Here is a 17,622-nt window from a genome sequence, read left to right on the forward strand (position 1 = left end):
ATACCCGGGAGAATTCCATGGATACGCGCGTTTCAGCCGGCGACAACATCGCCAAGGCTTTTCCAGTCGACAAGATTCGAGCCAAGTTTCCGGCACTACAGAAATACCGGGACTTCATCTTCTTCGAAAATGCCGGCGGCGCCCAGGTACCCCAGGCGGTAGTCGATGCGGTCGCGAATCATCTCGTGGATTGTAACGTGCAGCGCATGGCGCCCTATCTGCACAGTCAGGGCGTCGATCAAACGGTTGCAAACGCCCGTATCAGCGTCGGCATTCTTGTGAACGCCTACCGACCGGAGGAGATTTCATTCGGCCTCAATGCCACATCCTTCATCCGGCTCGTCAGCCTCGGCATCGCCAAGATGCTGCAGGAGCGTAACGAGATCATCGTCACCGACATGGACCATGACGCCGACATCGCCACCTGGCTGGCGCTCGAAGCCGAGGGCGCCAAGATCGTCTGGTGGAAAATGCGCGATGACGGCATGCTGCACACCGATGATCTGAACCCGCTTTTGAACGACAGGACACGCCTCGTTGCCTGCACGGTCACAGCCCATTCGATCGGCACCATCGTCGATGTCGCAACCGTCGGCAAGCTTGCCCATGCGGCCGGGGCTGAGGTCTTCCTCGACTGTGTGCATTACGGCCCACATGGATTGATCGACGTGCAGGCCTGGGATTGCGACTATCTTGTCTGCTCCGGCTACAAGAACTTCTCCCCTCATATGGGGTTCCTCTGGGGCCGCTACGACGCGCTCGTCAAACTGCCGACGTTCAAGGAGGATTTCATCCCGAACGTGCCCCCTTACAAGATCGAGGTCGGCACTTTCACCTATGAAAACGTCGCCGGCATGGACGCCGCCGTTCGTTATCTCGAAGAGATCGGCCACGAATTCTTGGGCGCAGGTCAACATTCCCGCCGTGATGCAATCGCAGCCGCCATGGGCGCAATCCGAGCTTACGAACAGACATTGTCAAAAAAGATGCTCGCGGTTCTCAAGAAGCATGGTGCTGCGATTTATGGGATTTCCGATGAAAGTCAGATCGAGAAGCGCGTCCCAACCATCTGCTTCAACATTCCGGGGCTAACGCCGCAATACATCGCCGCAGAACTGGGTAAAAACAATATCGGCAGCCGCGATGGTCACATGTTTGCGCCACGCCTGATGAAACGGCTTGGCTTGACCATGGAAACAGGTTGCATGCGCGTTTCCATGGTCCACTACAACAAGGTGGAAGAGATCGACCGCTTCGACAAGGTGCTTGGCGAGATTATCGCCAAGACGAACTGAAATCGTGAGGTCCGGCCGAAGCGCTTCCGCCGGACCTCTTTCATTTGATGTGATGGTAGCGCCGGCGGAAATAAATGAGCGCTTCTTCCTCATCCGCGCCATGCGCGATACCAACGACTCGGCAGAACAGAACGTGATGCGTCCCGCTTTCGATGGCGCTCTCCACCTCGCAGTCGAAAGATACGATTGCATCCGTCAGCCGCGGTGAACCGGTGGTGCTCATTATCCAATCGCCGACAGCAAATCGGTCTTCCTGCGGCGTCGATCCACCGAACAGTTTCGACATTGCTTCGTGACCGGACGCCAGCGTATTGACGCAAAGCACCCGATTCCTCTCGAACATGCCGGCCACCGAACTCGACCGATTAAGGCAGACGAGGAGCGTCGGCGGCCTATCTGTTACGCTGCAGACGGCAGACGCTGTGAAACCTGCGAGGCCACCCGGCCCATCGGTTGTCACTATATTGACTGCTGCGGCCAACCGCGACATCCCATCGCGGAAGGCAAGCCGCGTTGCCTCGACCTCATCATGAATGGAATTGATCGTCATTCGACTCGCAGCCCCGCTTGCCTGAGCAATGGCATCACTCGATCACAGAAAAAGGGTAGTTCATAGGTATAGTTCACGAATGACAGGGCGATGCCTGAATAACCCTGCTCGGAAATTGCAATCATGTCCTCGGCGATCTTCTCCGGCGTGCCTATCAACGGATAACCGCCGGCACCGCCGGCAAACCGCTTGCGGTAGCGGTCGTAGGCATCCTTGTCATGCGACTGAGAGAATTCCTTCTTGCCGGCCATATGCGCATCGACCGCCTCGTGGTCGGCAAGTGTCACAGCGTAGCGTTCGTAATAGTCTTCCGCCTCCTGTTGGCTCTCACGGCAGACGACGTGGCAGACCGTGTAGGCGCCAACGTCCCGTCCGAGCTTGTCCGCTCGCCTTCTGATGTCCTCCACATGTTTTCCGGCCTCGGAAATCTCCGTGAAGGTTGTAAAGAGATAGTCACAATTCTTGGCCGCGAAATCCCGGCCCGGCCCGCCGAAGGCCGCATTCATGGTGACCGGCCGAGGCGCCTGAAGACTAGCAGGACGACTGACGACATCCTTCAGCTGATAATAAGTGCCATCATAATCGAAGGGTGCATCGGAGACATAAGCACGCTCCATGATCTGCAGCCATTCGTCTGCCTGGTCATAGCCCTTTTCCACCAGCGGCACACCGAACATACCGAATTCCTTCGGATTCCAGCCGCAGACGATGTTGAGCCCGGCGCGACCGCTGCTGATATGGTCGACGGTCGCGAGCGCCTTTGCTGCATAAAGCGGATGCACGAGCGGCACATGCACAGTCATGAAGAGGCCGATCCGCTCCGTAACGGAGGCAAGTCCTGCCGCCCAGGTGAACGTTTCGAAGGACCATTCCCGCACCCTGTTCTTGCCACCGAAACCCTTCCAGCGGGCGATCGGCAAGAAGAAGTCGAGCCCGCCGCGATCGGCAATCTGAATTGCATTGAGATTGTCCTCCCAGCGGGCCTGCCATCGCTCCGGCACGTCAGTGATTGCCAGGCCACCATCCGCATTGGCGGAAAACACGCCGAGTTTCAGTTTGCTGGGACCTTTCAGCGGATGCTGCTTGATCATGCTGTTCCTCTCCTGGTGTTTCTTCTTCGGCCGGGGCGTGTTTCCGCGGCTTCCTGCAACTGGCGCCGGCGAACGGAGAGATAGGCCTCCTCCGCCGCGAACATGAAAAGCGTCATGCGGTCCTGGACCATCAGGGGGTCACGGGCGAGAAAAGCCGAATAGATCCGGGAAAGGCCGTCGATATATCGCTCAGCCGTCGCGGGATCGGTGAATGTACCGAGCCGCACCGACTGGAAATAATCCATGAAACGGGAGATGGTTGCCGCCATATGCGGGTTCGACACTGCCTTCAGCCAGGCATTGCGAAATTCCACATTCGCCGCCAGCAATCCCGAGATATCGTCGCTGTTGAGCATCTGTTCTACTCGGTTCATCGCTGCGGTGAGTTCTTCCTCGATATCCGATGTCATGTCGCGGGCCGCACTCGCGGCTGCCCGAGGCTCGAGCTGGCGCCGCACCTCGAATAGCCCGGAAATATCTTCGAGCGACAATTCCCTGACGGCGAAGCCACGCGTGGTGCCGATCAAATAGCCCTCCGCCACCAGGCGTAGCAGCGCCTCGCGGGCCGGCATGCGGGAAATCCCATTTGTCGCGGCGATCTCCGTGTCAACCAATCTAACGGATGGGGAAATCGCGCTCCTCTGCAGCTTCGACCGCAGGTCGCAATAAACCGTATCCACCAGATTGTCGCTCGGTTTCACCATCGAAATCTCCGTGTTTATTCGTATACGGTTTATTTCAAGTTTCAAAGGATTATTGTTACAATGGCTCATCCATCAATTGATTTCGCCATATTCCGTATACTGATCTACCCACCGCAGCAGGGTGAATTTAGTCTTCACCATTTCCGTTATTCGGCTTGCAGCTTCAATAATTTTAGGCTTAAACTTTCCTTTGCCCACCAAGAGGCCCTGCACCGCCAGCCCATAAAGAGAATAAATTTCCAGAGGATTGTCATGAGCGATTTCCGCAAGAAGTGCATCAGCTATGAACGGGTGATCGGAACCTTTGCCGCCATTCCCCATCCCGTCGCGATCGAAGTAACCGCCGCGACCGGGCTCGACTTCCTGTGCATCGATGCCGAACACTCGCAGATCGACCGCGAACTGATCGAAAATCTCGTGCGGGCTTCTGATGCTCATCACATACCGGCGCTGGTCCGGGTTCCGAGCCACGCATCGGAATGGATCGCCTCGGCGCTCGATGCCGGTGCTGCGGGCGTGCTGGTTCCACGCGTTTCGACCTCCGCTCAGGCCAAAGCCGCCGTGATGGCGACCCGCTATCCGCCAGTTGGCGAACGTGGGGTCGGCCCTGGCCGCGCTTCCGCCTATGGCTACCGCATTCCCGATTACCTGAAGGCCGCCAACGAGAGCCTCGTGCTGGCGATACAGATCGAGACGGCGGAAGGCCTTGCGAATGTCGAGGAAATCGCTGCAGTCGAAGGCGTCGATATAATCTTCATCGGCCCTGGGGACCTCTCCGTCTCGATCGACGCGATGGGTCCGGCAGGCGCGGAAAAGCTTAACGCAGCGATCACCACCATCACCAACGCCGCCCGCGAGGCCGGCAAGGCGGTCGGTATCTTTCGCCCTTCAGCCGATGATGTCGGCAAATGGGCGGAAGCCGGCATTTCCTTCTTCATGCTCGCCAGCGACACGATGTTTCTCGGTGCAAGCCTTGCTGCCGGTGTCGCTGCCGCCCGCAACGCATGAGGTCTGGCCATGAAGATCATCAAGACAGATGGCATGCTCGCCGTCGAACCGGAACAACTCGCCTATCTCGAAGGTCTCGGCGCCGAGTTCATCGAAAAGACCCTGCTGACCGAGGAGGCATTGATCGCCGAGGCGAAGGACGCCGAGGCGCTGATGGTGCTGCGTGAGCCGATCACCGCCCGCGTTTTATCGGAGCTCAAGAACCTCAAGGTTATCGGTCGTTTCGGCGTCGGCCTGGATTCGATCGATGTCGAGGCAGCCACACAAGCTGGCGTCCAGGTCACCTACGTGCCGGATTCCAATATCGATGAGGTTAGCACCCATGCGCTGGCGCTGATCCTGTCACTAGCCCGGAAGCTCAAAGTCTATGACAGCGCCGTGCGCCAGGGCCGCTGGCTCGCGATGGACGACGGCGCCGGCATTACGAGACCGAGCGAGCAGATACTTGGTCTCATCGGCTTCGGACAGATCGGTCGCCTGACAGCAGCAAAGGCAAGGGCTTTTGGCTATGAAATCATCGCCTACGATCCATATATCTCGGCCGAACGAATTTCGGCCACCGGCGCCCGACCGGTTTCCCTGGATGAACTATTCGCTCAAGCCGATTTCATCTCGTTGCACATTCCGGCAACGCCCGAGACCCGCAAGATCATCTCGGCCGAAGCACTTAATAAGATGAAGAAGGGCGCATATGTGATCAATGTCTCGCGTGGCGGGCTCGTAGACGAAGCGGCTCTTGCGGAGGCAATTCAGAGCGGCCACATTGCCGGCGCTGGCATAGACACGTTCGAAAAGGAGCCCCCCGCACCGGACAACCCACTGCTCGCACTGGATCAGGTAATCGTCTCACCCCACGCGGCCCATTACTCGACGCAGAGCTACACCGAAGTCCGCAGCAAGGTATTTGCGGATGTCGCAGCCGTGTTGAGGGGCGAAAAGCCGAGATACCCGGTCAATTTCAAGGAATAAGACATGAAGGCCATCCAATACAGCGAGCACGGCCCAGCCGATGTGATGCACTACATCGACCTTCCGGATCCGGTCGCCGCGCCTGGTCAGATCCTCGTGAAGATCGAAGCCGCCAGCGTCACACCCTTCGATTGGAAGCTTCGTACCGGGTATCTGCAGAATCATTTCACCCTGCCCATGCCGAGCGTGCCTGGCCGTGATGCCGGCGGAACTGTGATCGCCGCCGGTGATGGCGTCACCGAATTCAAGGTTGGCGATCGAGTTGCCGTCATGGCCGGCGTCTTCACCCAGGGTGGTTATGCGGAAATGATCGCCGCCGATGAAAAACATGCCGTCGCAATCCCGGACAAGCTCTCGACCGTCGAAGCCGTGGCGCTGACCAATGCTGGCCTCAGTGCCTGGATCGCGCTGCGTACCGCGGAGGTCAAATCCGCCGACAAGGTGCTCGTTCACGCCGGCGCCGGTGCGGTGGGTGGCCTGCTTGTCCAGCTCTGCCGCCATCTTGGTGCGGACGTCACCGCGACTTGCCGATCAACCAATCGAGACTACGTACTGGGCCTCGGTGCAAACCGCATCGTTGCCTATGACCTGGAAGATTTTTCCGAGGCTCTGAAAGATCAGGATCTCGTCTTCGACCTTATGGGCGGTGAAGTCCATGACAAGTCCTACAAGGTCCTGAAGAAGGGTGGTCACCTCGTCTGGCTGGTCGCCGATCCGATCAAGGATCGCAGCGCCGAATTCGGCGTCACTGTCACCCGCGCTATGGTGAGCGATGACAAGTCCGTGCTGCAGTCGGTGATGGATCTCGCCGGCGCCGGCGTGCTGAAGCCCCAAGTCGCCCATACAATGCCGCTTTCTGAGGCTGCCGAAGCCCATCGGCTAATGGAGGAAGGCGCCATTTCCCGAGGACGTCTGATGCTGACGATGTGATCCTCAGGTGCCGCTGGGAAAAAGCGGCGCTCCCCGGCCTTTGGCGACGAAAGTCCGGAAATCTTCGACCGCGTGCTCATTGGCAAGCGCGCAGAACGGTCCGCGACTCACCTCAATGCCATTGATGTTCCGCAGTCGCACATCCATTTCGGCGCTTTTCAACGTCACTGCGGCCGTGTTGACCACCGGCGCATGCAGCACCTTGAAACCGTATTCACCACCGACGAGCAGGCCAGGCAGCACTCCCGCCGGCACCACCACATCCGCACCATCCCGAACCAATGGCTCCGCACAAGCGGTAAAATTTGCCAACATCCGGCGTCGCGCCTTATCGTCGCCAGCAAAGGCGGCACTGAAATCGGATGGCTCGCAGTTCAGCCCGGCCACGTGCTTCACACGATTGCCAAGGCCATAGAGATCGGCCTGTTCGTAGTGCCAGACCTGGAAAACGTCATCGAGCGTGATGAGCGCCATGCGTCGGCCGAGCCGGGCAGCGTAATGCATGCAGACCTCGCCCGCGCCGATCACCGGGATGGTGAGCGCCGACTTGAGTTCATAGAGACCCGGATCCTGAAAATGGCCGATGACTACCGCATCGTAACCGCGGCTCGCCGCTTCCAGCCCGTTATCGATCGCAATCGCCGCACAGCGGAATTCCGCTAGCCGCCCGAAATGTCTGTCCGGCGGGCTGATGCCGAAGACATCGACCGTTGTGCCCGGTTCGGCAATCCCGTTCAGATAATCCGAGAGCCGCGTCATGTAGCCGGCGCTCGCGGTGGCATCGATAAAGCTCTGCCAGAAGATGCGCATGTTATCCCCTTTCCTTCGCGTTTCTCTACGATTCTGCCTCGTCAAAACATCGATTTAAGGCTTTACTCCACGCACAGAATCAGCCTGGAGAGCCTCATGATTTCGCCGACCTCGCCCGAAAGCCCCCTGAGCGACGCGACCGTCGAAATGTCGGAGGCCGCGCTGACGGAATTCGAATGGTCGCTTTGGCGGATTTCGGCCGCCTTCCTGCGCTGGCAGTCGGAATGTTCGAGTGAGCTTGCAGGAGCCGGATTGAGCGGCCTCGATACCGCGATCCTGCACACGATCCGTTATCGCAACAAACCGAAAGGGCTTGGGGAAATCTCCCGCCTGCTCGGCCGCGACGACACCGCCAACATTCAATACGCCATCAAGAAGCTGCAGACCCTGCAACTGATCGAACGCGTCAAGGGCCGGTCGCGCAAGGATACGCTCTATGTACCGACCCGAAAGGGCACTAAACTGACACAGGACTACCGTTTGCTGCGCCGGCATTTGCTGGTTTCGCTGATCCAGAAGATGGATCACGCGGAAAAGGGGCTTGGAAATGCGACAGAAATGCTGGAACTGCTCACGAGTTTCTACGACACCGCCGCCCGGCGCGTGGCAAGCGGATCTCATCCGGTGGAGCGCTCCTGAACCAAAGCCAGCACGCGCAGCGGACTTCCCGAGCCGTTTTGGATTTTGAGTGGGGCCGCGACGATCATGGCGCCAGTCGGCGGCAACTTGTCGAGATTGGTTAAGCACTGCAGCCCATAACGTCCCGTGCCGTGCAGGTAATGATGGGCGGGATAGGGCGGCGAGAAATGCCCGGCCTGTCCCGCATCCGTACCGATCGTCTCGGTACCGAACCCGATAATGCCACGCTCTTCGACCAGAAAGCGCATGACCGCGGCATCCGGTCCCGGTGTATGAGCGCCATCCGCTCCGAGGTTGGCATAGGCGGCGCCCCTCTTCTTCGACCAGTCTGTCCGCAAAAGCACCCAGGACCGAGCGGGAATGCGGCCGTGCTTCTCCTCCCATGTCGTCACCTCGGCAACCGTCAGCAGAAAATCCGCATCCTTTGCTACTTCGGCTGAGCAGTCGATCACGCAGGCCGGCGCAATCATGTCGGCCGGCGGCAGGGTATCGACGGTATTGAGTGGAAGATCGCGACCGGTATACCAATGGACCGGCGCGTCGAAATGCGTGCCGGTATGCTCGCCGAACGAAAGGTTGTTCCAGTACCAGGCAGGCCCTGAGGCATCATAACGCGAAATCCGCTCCATGCGGAACGGGGCCGATTGACCAAGCTCCGGCGGCATGACGATGACCGGAAAATCCGGCGATAGCGTATGAGTGAGATCGATGACACGCACCGCACCGCTCGCCAGTGCTCGGGCAAATGCGTCCAGAATATCCCCGCTCATTGACCAGCCTCCCGTTCGACGGCTTTTGGATTGTCGAAGAGCCGCGCCTCGATATCCTTGGCCACGTCCCCGACATAAATATCCTCGATCCCGCATTTCAGCCCGTCGACGATTGCGTCCGCCAACGCCTTCGGTGCGACTTTGGGCGGCGGCACGGTCTGGAACCATTCGGTATCAAGTGGGCCGGAAAAGGCATTGATCACCCGGATGCCTCCAGGCCGCAGCTCTCTGCGCAGCCATTGCGACAGCGACAGGCAAGCGGCATGCACGGCGGAATGGACTCCGAATTGCGGCGCATTGCTGAGCCCGTGGACTGAGAGCACGTTGACCCAGGCAACGGCTCCGGTCGGACCATCAGCGCCCCGCGAGCGCATCACCGGCCCGAAGGCCTGCGCCAGCCGCATCAGGCCCATCACCGTATGGTCGATGGAATCCCGAGCTGTATTGGCTGCACCAACATCGAAGAGGTGCACAGGGCGGACGTGATCGGCCGTATTGATCAGGATTTCCACCTTGGCGCCGATATCCATGGCAAGCTCATGGACTGAACGCGCATTTGTAAGGTCCAGGTCGACGAGTTCGATGCCGTCGATCGCCTCAAGTGACTTCTGTTCGTTGAACGGCTTCCAGCGATCCGAAACGCCTATAAAAATCTTAGTCGCACCCGCCTTCTTCAAGGCCTGCGCCAGCGCTACAGCCGCCGGACTGCGGCCATCGGTGATCAGCACCCGCCGATGCTTGGGATCGGCGGTCAACTCCCGCCACTGAAGGTCGTCTTCCATGTTTGGCGTCTCCGGAATAGGCTTGGCGAAGAACACTGCTTGGCCACTCCTGTCGAGTTGCAGCGACAGGACCACTCGATTGCCTGGCCCACCACAATCGCCATGTAGATGCGTCACGATGCTCGGTCCGCAATCGAGCTTTACCAGGCCGGCCCGCCAGGGCGTGTGCTCACGGTAGTAGGGATCGCTGGTCACGTCGATCCTGGTTTCCGAGAGCAGAACCCCGCCGGTCGGTGTATCCTGAAACCGTAGGTCGGATGACAGGCAGTTCGGGCAGGCTTCACGGGGAGGATAGGTATATCGTCCGCATTCACTGCAACATTGCAGCGTGAATCGGCCGGACGCAGCCGCAAGCGTCAATCCATGCGCCTTGCGGCTGCGCGTCGACGGCGGCGACAACGGCTGGCGCGTGCGGGCGAGCGGATTTTTGCGTTTCGGTTTTGCGAGCGGTTCGGTCATGACGCCCTCGCCAGTATGGCCGCCGCAGAGGCAAGCCCACGATCGTAGTTGATCATGCCGAAGCCGGAAACGAGACCGAGCTTCGCATCCTTCACCTGCGTGCCACCTGCCGCATCAAGCAGTTGACGCATCGCCTCGGTGATCCCGAGATGTCCGCCGGCCGCACCTGCCTGCCCAACGGAAAGCTGTCCGCCAGATGTGTTATGCGGGAAGGTGCCATCGATCGTGAATGTGTGCTGGCGCACAAAATCCGGCCCCTCACCCTTGCCGCAAAAACCCAGATCCTCGAACTGCACCATCGAAATGACCGCGTAGTCGTCATAGGTCTGGACAAAATCCATGTCGTCCGAGGCCACCCCGGCCATGCCAAAGAGCTCGTCCCGATCAACCACCCAGCCGCCTCGTACCTGTACCGGATCATCCGGAAACGCATTGTGCCGCTCGATGGCGGAAAGCAGTCGTACGAACGGCAGCCCGAGCGATTTCGCCGTGTCTTCCCGCATCACCAGAAACGCCTCGGCCCCCGCGCAGGGCATAACGCAATCGAACAGGTGGAACGGTTCGGCGATCGGTCGTGCCGCCATATATTGCTCCAATGTCAGAGGCTTCTTCATCAGCGCATGCGGGTTTTTGAGTGCATTATCGCGCTGGGCGACGCAGAGCTTGCCGAAATCCTCGCGCGTCGCGCCGTAGCAATCCATGTAGTGACGGGCGATCAGAGCGAAACTGGCGTTCGGGCCGCCGGCGCCATAGGGATAGGAAGCGTCCTGCGCAAAACGGGAGAAGTTGGCAAGCGTCTTGCGGAAGGTATCAACCTGGTTCGTATCTGCGGCGACACAGGCGACGATATCTGCATCACCCGCCTGCACTGCCCTCGCCGCCCGTCGGATCGAAACGATGCCGGCCGCGCCACCCATCGGCACATGATCGATCCATCGCGGCGAAAGCCCGAAATGCTGGGTCAGTGCGATCGCGCTGTCCGGCCCCATCGTGAAGCTCGAAACTGAAAAGCCGTCGAAATCCCGATGACTGATGCCTGCACCCTCTGACAGCGCCCGTAACGCCCTGCCCATCCACCAATGCGCGCTTTCAATGGAATAGCGCTGATAGGGCACTGTCACCGGCACCGTCAGCACCACGCCATCATAGGGTTTTCGCGCGCGGGAAAAGGCCATCAGGCGACCGTCAGCTTGACATCGACATTGCCGCGTGTGGCGTTCGAATAGGGGCAGCGCTCGTGTGCGCCGGCGACGATCTCTTCGGCCACCGCCCGATCGATGCCCGGCAGGGAGGCGACCAGTTCGACTGCTAGCGCATAACCGACCGGCACCGGCCCGATGCCCACCTTGGCCGTGATCGAGGTATCATCCGGCAACGCAACCTTCCTGTTGCGGGCAACCAGCTTCACCGCGCCGAGGAAGCAGGCTGCATAACCGGCAGCGAAAAGCTGTTCCGGATTGGTGCCTTCGCCACCTGGCCCTCCCAGACCCTTCGGCACGGAAAGATTGACCGAAAAGCTGCCGTCGACACTCCGGGCTTTGCCTTCGCGCCCGCCATGGGCGATAACGGCGGTTTCGTAAAGGATCTTGTCTGGGATCACGCGAGCCTCCATATAGAAATTTAAGCTTTGATTCATAGCATAGAAGAAAACGACCCAACGCGGAAGCGGCGTCAGCCAGCCTTGCGGATCGACGCCTTCAATTTGCGCAGATCGATTGCCGAACCTTCTTCGACCGCTTTCGCCGCCATCGTCTTGATCTCACCACGCTGCAGTTTCTGGGTAGAGCTCACCGGCAATTTGTCGATGAAGACCACGTAACCTGGCAGTTTATGATAGGCGATATGGGCGCCCGCCCTCTCGACGATCTGCCTCGCCTTTTCGGCCGGTTCGCCCACTTCGGTCTTCTCGCTTTCGACGATGAAAGCGAACACTTCCTCGCCGCGCAGGTCGTCCGGCACCGGCGTTACGGCGGAAGCCTTCACGCTCGCATCCTTGGCAAGCGCCGCCTCGACTTCCAGCACGGCGATGTTCTCGCCGCTGCGCCGCACGATGCTCTTCTTGCGATCGAAAAAATAGAGGAGCCCCTTTTCGTCGGCATGGACGACATCACCGGTATGGAACCAGCCGGCCTCCCAGGCCTCCTCGGTCGCTTTTTCATCCTTCAGGTAGCCGCTAAAGAAACCATCCCGCGGGTTTGCGCCCTTTGCACGTACGAGAAGTTCACCCGGCTCGCCAAGCTCTACATCATTCCCCGCATCATCGACGATACGGAAATCCATACCGGCGCGCGGCCGACCGATGCAGCGAAGCCCCGGCGTATAGTCGTCCGCTGCTGTTGTTGTTACGGCCCGTCCGCCCGTCTCGGTCATTGCCCAGGCCTCGACGATCGGAATGCGATAGCGCTCCTCGAACTCGATTTTATGGCGCGCATCCACACCAGGCCCCAACGCAAATTTCACCTTGTGCGCACGCTCCGCTTTAACGATTGGGAGCTGGAGCAGGATCGCCGGGATGACGCCCAGACAATGAATGATGGTCGCGCCGGAATCGGTTATCGAAGCCCACCAGGAACTTGCATGGAACCGGTCGAGCGGTACGATCGCACCACCCTTCATGATCATGCCGACCGCCGTGCAGCCGAGCGCATTCATATGGAACATCGGCAGCGGCGTCAGCGCCACTTCCGCTCCCTCGCCCATTTCGGCAATGCCGCCCTGGGTCGTGTACCATTCGGCGACAGTGATAAAGTACCTGTTTGAAAGGATGCAGCCTTTCGGCTTGCCGGTGCTTCCGGATGTGAAGAGCAGCGCACATTCCTGGTCCGGCCCGCCCGGTCGCGCTTCGTGGGGTTCCGGAGACGACGGGATATCGTCGCCGGGGGCAAGTACCGACACCTTCCTGGGCTTGATGTCGCGCAATTCGCCCAGCCGCTCGGCAATCACGACCATCAGCGATGCTTCGGCCATGTCGAGCTGAAAGAGAAGCTCGTCGCGGCGCAAATCCGGATTGATCGGCACGATCGACACGCCGATTGCATTCAGCGCCAACCAGTAGTCAAAGAATTCCGGCCGGTTTTCGAGGAGCAGCGCGATGCGCGAGCCAATCCCATATCCCGCTTCTGCGAACTTCCGCTTCAGAAGGCTAATCCGCGCGAAAACCTCACCATAGCTGTAGCGAAAACCCTCCGGCGCATAGGGAAGCTTGGCGCTTGCCGGCGCAATAAGCATCGGCGCATCGGGATTTTTCAGCGCCTGGTGTTCGAACAGCAGGTAGGGAGAATACATCGTCTTGTCCTCAACCTCTTTCCAGCAGGCCCTTGATCAGGAACATCTCGGCCTCATGGATCGTCCCGAACTGGATCCATTCCGCATCCGTCTGCGTTTCGAGCCGCCAGGTGAGCAGCGTCACCACGCATCTATCCGGCCCCATACGGAGAAGCTCACCCGGAATGACCCGCGACATGTTGCGGAACTGCATAGCCTCCTTCGTCGCGCCGACTTCGTAGTCCACCTGCAGCCGGGTGTGATCAACATGGAGACGCACATAAGTCGGCTTGCCGGTGAACGTCGATGTACCGCGGAAGAGTCCAGGCTCCACCTCGGTGCGATTCAAGCTGCCCCATGCCCACTGACCCTGTTTCAGACCGTCGGACATAAGCTCGAAGGCGGCCACCGCCGGGCGGTTCACCATGACGCTGCTGGAATGGCAATGCGGATCGATCATGGCGTCCCTTTCTAAACCTGTGGAGCTGTCTCTCTAAAAGACATTTTAAGCATAAAATAATTGGAAAGAACGTCAATGATTTTTATGACGAAGGCTTCGAGTTCAGTCGTCTGCAATTGACAGCTGCTCTGAATTTCAACCAGGCGGCATCTTGAAAGCCATGATTTCCGGCATTTTGCACGTTCTGGTCGATTCGATTCTCGCTTCCCCGCGATCTTAAATTTTAGGCTTGAAGTAATTTATACGTCGTTCTACGATCCCCTCAATTGTCGAGGGGACGGCCGCAAAGAACGGCACCAAACAGAACCATCAGAAGCCCCTGACAGGATTGCAGGCTTGCGTTTCACAAACCGCCGCAGGTCCATCGGCCCGTGCCGATGGGCAGAACCAGAGGGATCGTCATGACTTTTGAAATTGACCGCAGAAATCTCCTGCAGATGCTCGGCCTCGCCGCCGTGGGCGGCTCCGTGCTCTCGCAGGCCACCTTCGCTTTCGCTGCAGATACCGACAACGTCACCATCGGCTGGCCGAGCGACGTGCCGTCCTGGGATCCGAACCTGCGCTTCGTGCCGGATGCGCAGCCGATCTTCAAACTTGTCTTCGACCAGCCACTCGACCAGGCGCCCGACCTGAAGCTCATTCCCAATCTCATCAGCAAATGGGAACTGAAGCCGGACGGTCTCTCGATGCCGTTCGAGATCCGTAGCGACGTGAAATTCCACAATGGCGATCCGATGACGATGGAGGACTTCAAATACACCTTCGTCGAGCGCGTGAAATCCGGCCTGAAACTGGATATTGCCAATTCCTGGCGCACGCTGACGGATATCGAAATTACTTCGCCGACGAGTGGCGTGATGAAATTCTCCGCCCCGACCCCGACCGCACCGCAATGGCTTGCCTTCCTCGGCAGCTATCTTGTGCCGAAGAAATATGTCGAATCTGTTGGTCCCGAAGAATTCGCCAAGAAGCCGATCGGCACTGGTCCCTACAAGCTCGTGGACTATCAGATGAACTCGCGCATTGTGCTGGAGCGCAACGATGACTATTTCGGTGCCAAACCGAAGGTCAAGCGCGTCACGATCGATATCATCAAGGATCCGTCGGCGCGCACCGCAGCCATCCAATCCGGCCAGGTGGACTTGACTGTCAACATCCCGGTCCGCGAAGCCGAACGCCTCGGCAAGACCGAGGGCCTGACCGCCGAGATCAATCCCTTCACCCGCCTGATCCTGCTGCAGATGCGCAACGACAAGGGCTTCAGCGACATGGCCGTGCGCCTTGCTGCCCATCATGCGATCGACAAGTCAGCGCTCTCCAAGGCCTTCTACGGTGGTGCCGCCGTACCGCTCTCCATTCCGGCGACACCCGGCACGCCAGGTTACCTGCCTGACTACAAGTTCGCTTACGATCCGGAACTGTCGAAGAAACTGCTGAAGGATGCCGGTTACACGGCCGACAAGCCGGCGACCTTCACGCTGGCTGCCACCAACGGCCAGTTCCCGAGCGATTTCGATATTGCCCGCGCCCTCGTCCAGATGTGGCAGAAAGTCGGCCTCAAGGTCGAGCTGCAGCAGATCGAATATTCGAAATATTTCGAGCTGAACCGCGGCGGCCAGCTGCCGGAAGCGACCCTCTACAGCTTCGACAATGCTACCGGCGACCCCGAAATCTTCTCTGGCTATCTCATGAACCCGAAGATGCCGTTCGGTGCCTGGAAGGGTCAGGAGATCGGCGACAAGATCCTCAAGCTCTTCGTCGAGCCGGTTTATGAAAAACGCATTGCCGGCTACAAGGAAGTGGCCAAGGAAGCCGTCGAAACCGGCGCCAATATTCCGATCCTGCAGAGCGTCCAGACACTGGTGCGCAAGAAGAACCTCAACTACGTCAAGTACGGCAATGCCTGGGTTCTGGGCAGCACCATGTCCTGGTCCTGATGCCGGCCTGATGAAACTGTTCGGGGTCCGGGCCTGTCCGGCCCCCTTTTCCTGATATCGTAATACGGGGCATGCGCATGTTTGCGACCATTGCCAATTTGCTGGTAAAGCGCGTGCTGACCGCGATACCGATCCTTCTCGTTGTTTCCGCGCTTCACTTCTGCATCCTGCGCATCCTGCCGGTCGATCCGGCCGCCATGTCGCTGCCGCCGAATGCCACGGTCCAGGAGATCGAGGCGATGCGTACGGAAATGGGGCTCGACCGGCCTCTCTACGAACAATACGGCATCTGGCTCAATCAACTCCTGCATGGCGATATCGGCCGTTCCATCCATTTCCGCCAGGATGTGACATCGCTGATCGGCGGCACGCTGCCAGCCACGATCGAGCTTGCCGTCATCGCCATGATGGTCGCTACCGTCTTCGGCCTTGCCGGCGGCTTGTTCCTTTTTTACGTGCGCGGCACCCGCGCCGAAGCCGTGATGGATTTCATCTCCATACTGCTGCTCTCTCTACCGGAGTTCCTCTGGAGCCTTTTCCTGCTCCTGATTTTCGGGGTCTTCTTCGAGATTCTGCCATTCACAGGGCGGCTGAGCCCCGGTTTTGAACGACCGGTTGTCACAGGCTTCCTGCTGATCGACAGTCTGGTCACCGGCAATATCTCGACCTTCTTCAATGCGCTGGAGCATATGATCCTACCCTGTCTCGCGCTCGGCATAGCGCTTTCCCCCTCCCTGATGCGCGTGCTGCGCTCCAGCCTGCTCGACGCCTATCAGGACGACTATATCCAGCAGGCGCGGCTGCGCGGACTTTCGGAGAAACGGATCCTGATCCGCCACGGATTGAAGAACGCCATCCTGCCGACACTGAGCCTCATGGGTGTCCAGTTCGGTTTCCTCTTTGGAGGCACGTTGCTCGTCGAGATCATCTATTCCTATCCGGGCATGGGCAATCTGATGGTCGATGCTATTCGCAACGCCGACCTGCCGATCATCCAGGGGGCGGGGCTCACCTATTGCATCGCGGTTCTGGTGATCAGCATCGTGGTCGATAGTCTCTACCTAATCCTCAACCCGAAACTGAGGATGCGCTGACATGCAACCACTTCCCCTCTGGCTGAAATCCGGCCGCGTTCAGACCGGCCTTGTCATCATCTCCATCCTCGGCATCTGCGCTGTCTTCGCACCCTATCTCGCGCCGAACGATCCGAACGAGCAGAACCTTCTCGCCATCCTCACGCCGCCCGCCTGGGCCAATGGCGGGGACCCGATGTTTCCGCTCGGCACCGACAGCCTTGGCCGATGTATTCTCTCTCGCCTGATCTTTGGCGCCCGCGTTGCCCTCACCGTCGCCTTCACCGCATCGGTCGGCGCCATGATCCTCGGCGCGATCTTCGCCCATGTCGCCGGCTACTTCGGCGGCTGGGTGGATTGGCTGATCGGCCGCGTCGTTGAAATCTGGCTCTCCTTTCCGCCGGTCATCCTGTCGCTGATCCTCATGGTCGGCCTCGGCACCGGCCTGCGCAACGTTGTGCTGGCAATCATCCTCGTCGACTGGACCCGCTTCTGTCGGGTGCTCAGAAGCGAGGTGATCGTGCTGCGACGCCGCGACTATGTCGCCGCCGCCCAGCTTGTCGGCTTCTCACATTGGCGCACCATTACCCGTGAGATACTGCCGGGCACATTGCCACTTTTGATTACCCTCATGAGCCTCGAAATGGGTGTCGCCGTCATCGTCGAGGCGATCCTTTCCTTCGTCGGCATGAGCGTCGGTTCGGAAACCCCCGCCTGGGGTCAGATGATCGCCGATGCCCGCCAGAATATCTACGAAGCACCGTTCAACCTGATCGCGCCGATTTTTGCGATCTTCTTCGCAGTCTTCGGTTTCAACATCCTGGGCGATGGGCTGCGCCGCACGCTCGACACGCGCCTGACGCAGACGGAGCGTACCTGAT

Annotated in this window: 18 protein-coding genes; 8 read left to right on the forward strand and 10 right to left on the reverse strand. The window is 59.2% G+C overall.

All coding sequences use genetic code 11. The features are described from left to right. The first annotated feature begins 17 nt into the window (after positions 1-17). Positions 18-1,295 carry a cysteine desulfurase-like protein gene (locus tag QEO92_RS22270; protein ID WP_227704469.1) on the forward strand — a complete coding sequence of 426 codons (1,278 nt, stop codon included), beginning with the start codon at positions 18-20 and terminating at the stop codon, positions 1,293-1,295. Positions 1,296-1,335: 40 nt separating this feature from the next. On the opposite strand, the gene QEO92_RS22275 is transcribed toward QEO92_RS22270, so the two are convergent. From QEO92_RS22275 to QEO92_RS22285, 3 genes are read right to left on the reverse strand one after another with little or no spacing between them, the layout of a single operon-like run. Next, entirely contained in the window at positions 1,336-1,845 is a 510-nt protein-coding gene (locus tag QEO92_RS22275) for a flavin reductase (RefSeq protein ID WP_280107471.1), read from the reverse strand. Next, entirely contained in the window at positions 1,842-2,936 is a 1,095-nt protein-coding gene (locus QEO92_RS22280; protein ID WP_037156467.1) for an LLM class flavin-dependent oxidoreductase, read from the reverse strand. The genes QEO92_RS22275 and QEO92_RS22280 overlap by 4 nt, the downstream gene beginning before the upstream one ends. Further along, a complete protein-coding gene (locus tag QEO92_RS22285; RefSeq protein WP_227704470.1) occupies positions 2,933-3,640 on the reverse strand; it encodes a GntR family transcriptional regulator in 708 nt (235 codons plus the stop codon). The genes QEO92_RS22280 and QEO92_RS22285 overlap by 4 nt, the downstream gene beginning before the upstream one ends. A gap of 252 nt (positions 3,641-3,892) precedes the next feature. On the opposite strand from QEO92_RS22285, the gene QEO92_RS22290 reads away from it, so the two are divergent. Genes QEO92_RS22290 through QEO92_RS22300 form a run of 3 tightly spaced genes read left to right on the forward strand, consistent with a single transcriptional unit; the run spans position 3,893 to position 6,547 of the window. Further along, positions 3,893-4,648, forward strand: a complete 756-nt coding sequence (locus tag QEO92_RS22290; RefSeq protein ID WP_037156465.1) for an HpcH/HpaI aldolase family protein — start codon at positions 3,893-3,895, stop codon at positions 4,646-4,648. A 9-nt stretch (positions 4,649-4,657) separates the two neighbouring features. Next, entirely contained in the window at positions 4,658-5,617 is a 960-nt protein-coding gene (locus tag QEO92_RS22295; protein ID WP_227704471.1) for a C-terminal binding protein, read from the forward strand. A 3-nt stretch (positions 5,618-5,620) separates the two neighbouring features. Beyond that, positions 5,621-6,547, forward strand: a complete 927-nt coding sequence (locus QEO92_RS22300; RefSeq protein ID WP_227704472.1) for an NADP-dependent oxidoreductase — start codon at positions 5,621-5,623, stop codon at positions 6,545-6,547. A 3-nt stretch (positions 6,548-6,550) separates the two neighbouring features. Here the strand turns inward: QEO92_RS22300 and QEO92_RS22305 are convergent, their stop codons facing one another. Beyond that, positions 6,551-7,357, reverse strand: a complete 807-nt coding sequence (locus QEO92_RS22305) for an aspartate/glutamate racemase family protein (protein ID WP_227704473.1) — start codon at positions 7,355-7,357, stop codon at positions 6,551-6,553. Between the two features lie 96 nt (positions 7,358-7,453). Between QEO92_RS22305 and QEO92_RS22310 the strand changes: the two genes are divergently transcribed. Next, on the forward strand, positions 7,454-7,996 hold the full coding sequence (locus QEO92_RS22310; protein WP_227704474.1) for a winged helix DNA-binding protein: 543 nt from the start codon (positions 7,454-7,456) through the stop codon (positions 7,994-7,996). On the opposite strand, the gene QEO92_RS22315 is transcribed toward QEO92_RS22310, so the two are convergent. The 6 genes from QEO92_RS22315 to QEO92_RS22340 all read right to left on the reverse strand — a co-directional run bounded on the left by QEO92_RS22315 (position 7,975) and on the right by QEO92_RS22340 (position 13,731). After that, positions 7,975-8,766 carry a cyclase family protein gene (locus tag QEO92_RS22315; RefSeq protein ID WP_227704475.1) on the reverse strand — a complete coding sequence of 264 codons (792 nt, stop codon included), beginning with the start codon at positions 8,764-8,766 and terminating at the stop codon, positions 7,975-7,977. The genes QEO92_RS22310 and QEO92_RS22315 overlap by 22 nt on opposite strands. Further along, a complete protein-coding gene (locus QEO92_RS22320; RefSeq protein ID WP_227704476.1) occupies positions 8,763-10,007 on the reverse strand; it encodes an SDR family NAD(P)-dependent oxidoreductase in 1,245 nt (414 codons plus the stop codon). Before QEO92_RS22320 ends, QEO92_RS22315 begins: the two co-directional genes overlap by 4 nt. Continuing rightward, positions 10,004-11,182 carry a thiolase family protein gene (locus QEO92_RS22325; RefSeq protein WP_227704477.1) on the reverse strand — a complete coding sequence of 393 codons (1,179 nt, stop codon included), beginning with the start codon at positions 11,180-11,182 and terminating at the stop codon, positions 10,004-10,006. Before QEO92_RS22325 ends, QEO92_RS22320 begins: the two co-directional genes overlap by 4 nt. Further along, the gene (locus tag QEO92_RS22330; protein WP_280107472.1) at positions 11,182-11,607 is read right to left on the reverse strand and encodes an organic hydroperoxide resistance protein; all 426 of its coding nucleotides are present in this window, start codon (positions 11,605-11,607) and stop codon (positions 11,182-11,184) included. Before QEO92_RS22330 ends, QEO92_RS22325 begins: the two co-directional genes overlap by 1 nt. 71 nt (positions 11,608-11,678) lie before the next feature. Beyond that, entirely contained in the window at positions 11,679-13,292 is a 1,614-nt protein-coding gene (locus QEO92_RS22335; RefSeq protein WP_227704479.1) for an AMP-binding protein, read from the reverse strand. Positions 13,293-13,302: 10 nt separating this feature from the next. Beyond that, the gene (locus QEO92_RS22340) at positions 13,303-13,731 is read right to left on the reverse strand and encodes a hypothetical protein (protein ID WP_037156446.1); all 429 of its coding nucleotides are present in this window, start codon (positions 13,729-13,731) and stop codon (positions 13,303-13,305) included. 401 nt (positions 13,732-14,132) lie between these two features. Between QEO92_RS22340 and QEO92_RS22345 the strand changes: the two genes are divergently transcribed. The 3 genes from QEO92_RS22345 to QEO92_RS22355 all read left to right on the forward strand — a co-directional run bounded on the left by QEO92_RS22345 (position 14,133) and on the right by QEO92_RS22355 (position 17,621). Then, positions 14,133-15,668: an ABC transporter substrate-binding protein gene (locus QEO92_RS22345; protein ID WP_052183078.1), complete on the forward strand. Its 1,536-nt coding sequence runs from the start codon at positions 14,133-14,135 to the stop codon at positions 15,666-15,668. A gap of 77 nt (positions 15,669-15,745) precedes the next feature. Beyond that, positions 15,746-16,762 carry an ABC transporter permease gene (locus QEO92_RS22350; protein WP_227704480.1) on the forward strand — a complete coding sequence of 339 codons (1,017 nt, stop codon included), beginning with the start codon at positions 15,746-15,748 and terminating at the stop codon, positions 16,760-16,762. 1 nt (position 16,763) lies between these two features. Then, the gene (locus QEO92_RS22355; RefSeq protein WP_037156444.1) at positions 16,764-17,621 is read left to right on the forward strand and encodes an ABC transporter permease; all 858 of its coding nucleotides are present in this window, start codon (positions 16,764-16,766) and stop codon (positions 17,619-17,621) included. Position 17,622 lies beyond the last annotated feature (1 nt).

Source organism: Neorhizobium petrolearium (assembly GCF_029854435.1).
GTDB classification, from domain to species: Bacteria; Pseudomonadota; Alphaproteobacteria; order Rhizobiales; family Rhizobiaceae; genus Neorhizobium; species Neorhizobium petrolearium.